The 5,505-nt window shown below is 71.0% G+C and carries 5 protein-coding genes and 1 pseudogene; all 6 read left to right on the top strand.

The genetic code is table 11. The features are described 5' to 3' along the window. A partial coding sequence (locus AC2W7G_RS08340) for a hypothetical protein (protein WP_485868020.1) occupies nt 1-191 on the top strand: 191 nt, incomplete at its 5' end. Further along, a complete protein-coding gene (locus tag AC2W7G_RS08345; protein WP_485868021.1) occupies nt 128-682 on the top strand; it encodes an SDR family NAD(P)-dependent oxidoreductase in 555 nt (184 codons plus the stop codon). The genes AC2W7G_RS08340 and AC2W7G_RS08345, both read left to right, overlap by 64 nt. Nucleotides 683-699: 17 nt before the next feature. Beyond that, nucleotides 700-2,123, top strand: a pseudogene (locus tag AC2W7G_RS08350) (FAD-dependent oxidoreductase). A 66-nt stretch (nt 2,124-2,189) separates the two neighbouring features. After that, nucleotides 2,190-3,530, top strand: a complete 1,341-nt coding sequence (locus tag AC2W7G_RS08355) for an MFS transporter (protein WP_485868022.1) — start codon at nt 2,190-2,192, stop codon at nt 3,528-3,530. Between the two features lie 68 nt (nt 3,531-3,598). Beyond that, nucleotides 3,599-4,123, top strand: a complete 525-nt coding sequence (locus AC2W7G_RS08360) for a MarR family winged helix-turn-helix transcriptional regulator (RefSeq protein ID WP_485868023.1) — start codon at nt 3,599-3,601, stop codon at nt 4,121-4,123. Between the two features lie 82 nt (nt 4,124-4,205). After that, nucleotides 4,206-5,396 carry a homogentisate 1,2-dioxygenase gene (locus AC2W7G_RS08365; protein WP_485868024.1) on the top strand — a complete coding sequence of 397 codons (1,191 nt, stop codon included), beginning with the start codon at nt 4,206-4,208 and terminating at the stop codon, nt 5,394-5,396. Nucleotides 5,397-5,505 lie beyond the last annotated feature (109 nt).

Below are 5,505 nucleotides of genomic sequence, written 5' to 3' on the forward strand. Positions count from 1 at the left end.
GGCCGTGGCCGACGTGGCCGACGCCCACCGAGGTGGTGGACGAGATCACCGCCGCCGGCGGCAGCGCCTCGGCGCACGAGCTCGACGTCACCGACGCGGCCCGCCTGGGCCCCGGGTGGTCGAGGAGGTGCGCACGGCGCACGGCGAGGTCGGCGGGCTGGTCAACAACGCCGGCATCTCGCGCCGCCTGACCTTCCTGGAGACCCCGGACGACGTCTGGGAGCTGACCATGCGGATCAACCTGTTCGGCCCGTTCTACGGCATGAAGGCCGTCGCCGCGTCGATGCGCGCGAACGGCGGCGGCTCGATCGTCAACGTCTCGTCCATCTCGGGGCAGATCGGCTACTTCTCGCCGGCCTACTCCTCGAGCAAGTGGGGCCTGACCGGCCTGTCCAAGGCCGCGGCCGGCAACTTCGCCGCGTGGGGCATCCGGGTCAACTCGGTGCACCCGGGCCTGGTCGGGACGGCGCTGCTCGCCGGCTCGGACGACTTCGTGGAGTCGGCCGTCGCGTCCATCCCCATGGGCCGCGTGGCCACGGTCGACGAGGTCACCGACGCCGTGCTCTTCCTGCTGTCGGACCGGTCCAGCTACATGACGGGCAGCGAGGTGACCGTCGACGGCGGTCTCGTCTCCAACGGCCTGTACCACCGCATCGTCAACGAGTCGGGAGGAACCCTGTGAGCACCACCGAGGACGTCGTGGACGTCGTCGTCATCGGCGGCGGCGGCGCCGGCCTGTCCGCCGCGGTCTCCGCCGCGGAGCAGGGCGCCAGCGTGCTGCTGTTCGAGTCGCAGAAGGAGCTCGGCGGCTCCACCCAGCTGTCCGCCGGCCTGTTCACCGCCGCCGGCACGTCCGTGCAGCAGGGCCTGGGCGTCGAGGACTCCGCCGAGCGGTTCTTCCAGCACTACATGGACCTCAACCAGTGGCTGCTGGAGCCGGGCCCGGTCAAGGCGTTCTGCGACAACGCGGCCCCGACGCTGGAGTGGCTCATCGGCCTCGGCGTCGAGATCCCCGCCGTGGTCTCGTCCAGCGCTCACGAGCCGGGCCTGTGCCGGGCCGGCGTCGAGGACGTCTGGCGCGGCCACGTCCCCAAGGACCAGGGCTACGGGCTCGTCCAGACGCTCGACGCCGCCCGTAAGCAGCACGGCGTCGAGGTCGTCCTGAACTCGCGCGTGCAGCGCCTGCTGGTCGAGGACGGTCAGGTGCGCGGCGTCGTCGTGGACGACATCGAGGTGCGCGCCCACGCGGTCGTCGTCGCGTCCGGCGGGTTCGCCCAGAACCGCGAGCTGCTCGAGCAGCTGTACCCGGCCGCGCTCGAGGCCGGCGACGACCTGTTCGTCGTCGCGGCCGAGGGCTCGCAGGGCGACCACCTCGCCTTCGGCGACCAGGTCGACGCGTCGGTCGTCGGCCACGACTGGGGCCTGCTCATGCCCACGGTCTACTTCCAGCGCCTGCACCACTGGCAGTCCGGCTTCCCGCCGAAGTCGCGCGTCTACGTCAACCACCAGGGCCGCCGCTTCATGGACGAGGACGCCTCGTACGCCGTCTCGGGCGGGCTCATCGACCTGCAGGGCGGGCCGTGCCACGTCTCTTCGACGAGAAGGCCCGCCTGGGCCTGCCGGAGGGCTACGCGCACTGGAACGCCGACCACGTCCAGGCCGAGGTCGAGGCCGGACGCACGCTCCGGGCCTCGACGCTGGAGCAGCTGGCCGACCTCATGAGCGTCCCGGCCGACGCGCTCGTCGCGACGGTCGAGCGCTGGAACTCACAGCTTCCGCAGGGGGAGGACCCCGACTTCCTGCGGCACGTGTCGCTGGCCGCCAAGGGCAGCAGCGACCACCCGGCCCCCATCGCGGACGGACCGTTCTACGCGGCCCGGATCCTGCCTGCCGAGCTGGTGTGCACGCACGCCGGCCTGCAGATCGATGGCTCGGCCGCCGTGCTCGACCGGGTCGGCAACCCCGTCCCGGGCCTGTACGCGGCCGGAGAGGCGGGTGCCGGGATCCTCGGCGCCCGCTACGTCGGCGGCGGCAACGCCGTCGCGAACGCCCTGACCATGGGCCGCATCGCCGGTCTCGGAGCCGCCGCTCTCGCGGCGTCCAGGACCATCCCCACCGTGTGAACGATGGGCGCGGGACGATACCTACCAAGCCCCGGCCCGCGCCCACCCCTCGACTAGGAGACTCTCATGGGAGCACCTGACCGCGACACCGTGTCGCAGGCCGAAGGCCAGGCGATCGTGCGCAAGATCTCTGTGCGCATCATCCCGATCGTCATGCTGCTGTACATCTTCAACTACATGGACCGCACCAACATCAGCTACGCGCAGCTGACGATGGGCGAGGAGCTGGGCATCACGACGGCGGCCTTCGGTCTGGCCTCGTCGATCTTCTTCCTGGCCTACGTGGTCTTCGAGGTCCCCTCGAACATGGCGCTCAAGAAGTTCGGCGCCCGCGTCTGGCTGGCGCGCATCGCCATCACCTGGGGCCTGGTCACGGTCCTCATGGGCTTCGTGCAGAGCCTCGACCAGCTCTACGGCGTCCGCATCCTGCTGGGCATCGCCGAGGCCGGCCTGTACCCGGGCCTGCTGCTGTACCTGACGCTGTGGTTCCGCCAGGCCGACCGCGGCCGCGCCATCGCGATGATGGCCATGGCCCAGCCGATCGCCATGATCGTGGGCTCGTTCACCGGCGGCCTGATCCTGGACCACGTCTCGTGGTTCGACCTGAGCGGCTGGCGCTGGGTCTTCATCCTGCAGGGCGCCCCCACCATCCTGCTGGGCGTCGCGGTGCTGTTCCTGCTGCCGTCGCTGCCCAAGGACGCGACGTGGCTGAGCAAGCGCGAGGCCGACTGGATCGACACCTCGATCAAGGCCGAGTACGAGGCGCCCGAGGACGCCGAGGGCTGGCGCGAGCTGCTCAAGGCGGTCAGGAACCCCCGCGTGCTGCACCTGGCCGTCGCCAACTTCTTCGCCGCGTGCGGCCTGTACGGCTACACGTTCTTCGTCCCGCAGATCATCAAGCAGATGAACCCGGACTACTCGTCGACCAACATCGGCTTCCTGGGCGCGCTGCCGTTCATCGTCGGTGCGATCGGCATGTTCCTCATCGCCCGCAACAGCGACCGCACCGGCGAGCGCCGGTTCCACACCATGGGTGCGCTGTCGCTCGCCGCGATCGGCCTGCTGGGCACGATCCTGACGGTCGACACCGCCCAGGTCGCGCTGATCTTCCTGTCGATGACGGCCATCGGCGTGCTGGGCTACCTGGCCCCGTACTGGGCGCTGGCCAGCCAGGTGCTGACCCGCGCCGAGACGGCGGTCGGCCTGGCGGCGATCAACACGATCGCGGCGCTCGGCGGCTTCGCGGCCCCGTACGTCATCGGCAAGAACGCCACCGCGGACGACGTGACGATCGGCCTGTACTTCCCGATCGGCTGCCTCGTGGTCTCGGTGATCATGCTGGGCCTGGTCAAGGTGCGCGAGGGCGAGCAGAGGCGCGCCCCGCGGACGGCCGAGCCGGTCGCGTGAGCGAGCGGGCCGGGGCCGCCCCGCGCGGCCCCGGCCCGGTCCGCCTCCCGGCCGGTAGCCTGACGCCCATGTCCGCCACCGAGGACCTCGACTACTGGTCCTTCGTCGAGCTGGCCACGCGCCGGCTGCGGGCCCGGGTCGGCGACCACGACGCCGCCGCCAACCGGGTGCTGCTGAGCCTCAACCGGGCGTCCGACATCGTCACCTACGACCTGGAGGCGGCGATCCACCGCCCGCGCGGACGCTCGTGGTCGGCCTACCGGCTCGTCTTCGTCGTCTGGCTGGCCGGGCCGATCGAGCCCAAGACGGCGGCGCTGCTGACCGGCATGAGCCGGGCGGCGGTGTCGAACCTGGCCAAGCCGCTCGTGGACGACGGGGTGCTGCTGCGCACGCCCGACCCCGAGGACGGGCGCTCGGTGCGGCTGGAGCTCTCCGACGCCGGCCGCGCCCAGATCGAGGAGACGTTCCGCGCCCAGAACGAGCGGGAGACCGCCTGGGTGGACGTCCTGACCGACGACGAGCAGGAGACGCTCGTCGCCCTGCTGAACAAGCTGGTCACCGCGCGCGACTTCGGCGTGCGGGACCGCCGCTAGACCCCTCCTGCCGGAACGTGGTTGTCGTCACGTCGACAGATAGTTAAGGTATTGATCAACTCACGAACGAGGAGGCCAGACCATGGCGCACTACCGCTCGCTCGGCCACGTCCCGCCGAAGCGTCACACCCAGCACCGCGATCCCGAGGGCAACCTCTACTACGAGGAGCTCATGGGCGAGGAGGGCTTCTCCTCCGACAGCGCGCTGCTGTACCACCGGCACATCCCCTCGGCCATCCTCGAGTCGACCGAGTGGGTGCTGCCCGACCAGACGCTCACCCCGAACCACCCGCTGCGTCCGGTCCACCTGCGCCTGCACGACCTGTTCCCCGAGCAGACCTGGGCCGACACCGACGTCGTCACCGGCCGCCGGCTCGTGCTGGGCAACGCCGACGTGCGCATCCACTACGCCGTGGCCCGCAAGACGTCCCCGCTGTACAAGAACGCCTACGGCGACGAGATGGTCTACGTCGAGTCCGGCACGGCGCGGGTCGAGACGGTCTTCGGCGCGCTCGAGGTCGAGTCCGGCGACTACGTGATGATCCCGATGTCGACCGTCTCGCGCTGGATCCCCACCGGCGAGGAGCCGCTGCGCGCGTACGTCATCGAGTCCTTCAGCCACATCGAGCCGCCCAAGCGCTTCCGGTCGCGCTTCGGCCAGCTGCTCGAGAACGCGCCCTACTGCGAGCGCGACATCCACGGGCCGACCGAGCCGTTGCTGGTCGACGAGACGGACGTCGAGGTGCTGGTCAAGCACCGCACGAGCCGCGGGATCGTCGGCACCCGCTTCGTGGTGCCGCACCACCCGTTCGACGTCGTCGGCTGGGACGGCTGCCTGTACCCGTGGAAGTTCTCGGTGCACGACTACGAGCCGATCACCGGCCGCATCCACCAGCCGCCGCCGGCCCACCAGGCCTTCGAGGGGCACAACTTCGTCATCTGCAACTTCGTGCCGCGCAAGGTCGACTACCACCCGCTCGCGGTGCCGGTGCCGTACTACCACTCCAACGTCGACTCCGACGAGGTGATGTTCTACTGCGGCGGCGACTACGAGGCGCGCAAGGGCTCGGGCATCGGCCAGGGCTCGATCTCGCTGCACCCCGGCGGCCACGCGCACGGCCCGCAGCCCGGCGCGATGGAGGCCAGCCTGGGCGCGGAGTTCTTCGACGAGCTCGCGGTCATGGTCGACACGTTCCGCCCGCTGGAGCTGGGCGAGGGCGCGCTGGCCAGCGACGACGGGACGTACTACCGGTCCTGGGCACGCAACCGATGACGTCCCGCCCCTGTTCGCGGCCCTGTGCGACGACGCCGCGCTGTTCCCGCCCGGCAACGCGCCGCTGCCCGAGGCCCTGGGCGGCTCACGAGCGGCACGCGGCGTCGGC

This window comes from Aeromicrobium sp. PFPM2_SD2 (assembly GCF_057364525.1).

Bases quoted from the DNA above. Each gene is read 5' to 3' on its own strand.
- AC2W7G_RS08360 (WP_485868023.1), top strand. From the start codon at position 3,599: ATGTCCGCCACCGAGGACCTCGACTACTGGTCCTTCGTCGAGCTGGCC.
- AC2W7G_RS08355 (WP_485868022.1), top strand. From the start codon at position 2,190: ATGGGAGCACCTGACCGCGACACCGTGTCGCAGGCCGAAGGCCAGGCG.
- AC2W7G_RS08365 (WP_485868024.1), top strand. From the start codon at position 4,206: ATGGCGCACTACCGCTCGCTCGGCCACGTCCCGCCGAAGCGTCACACC.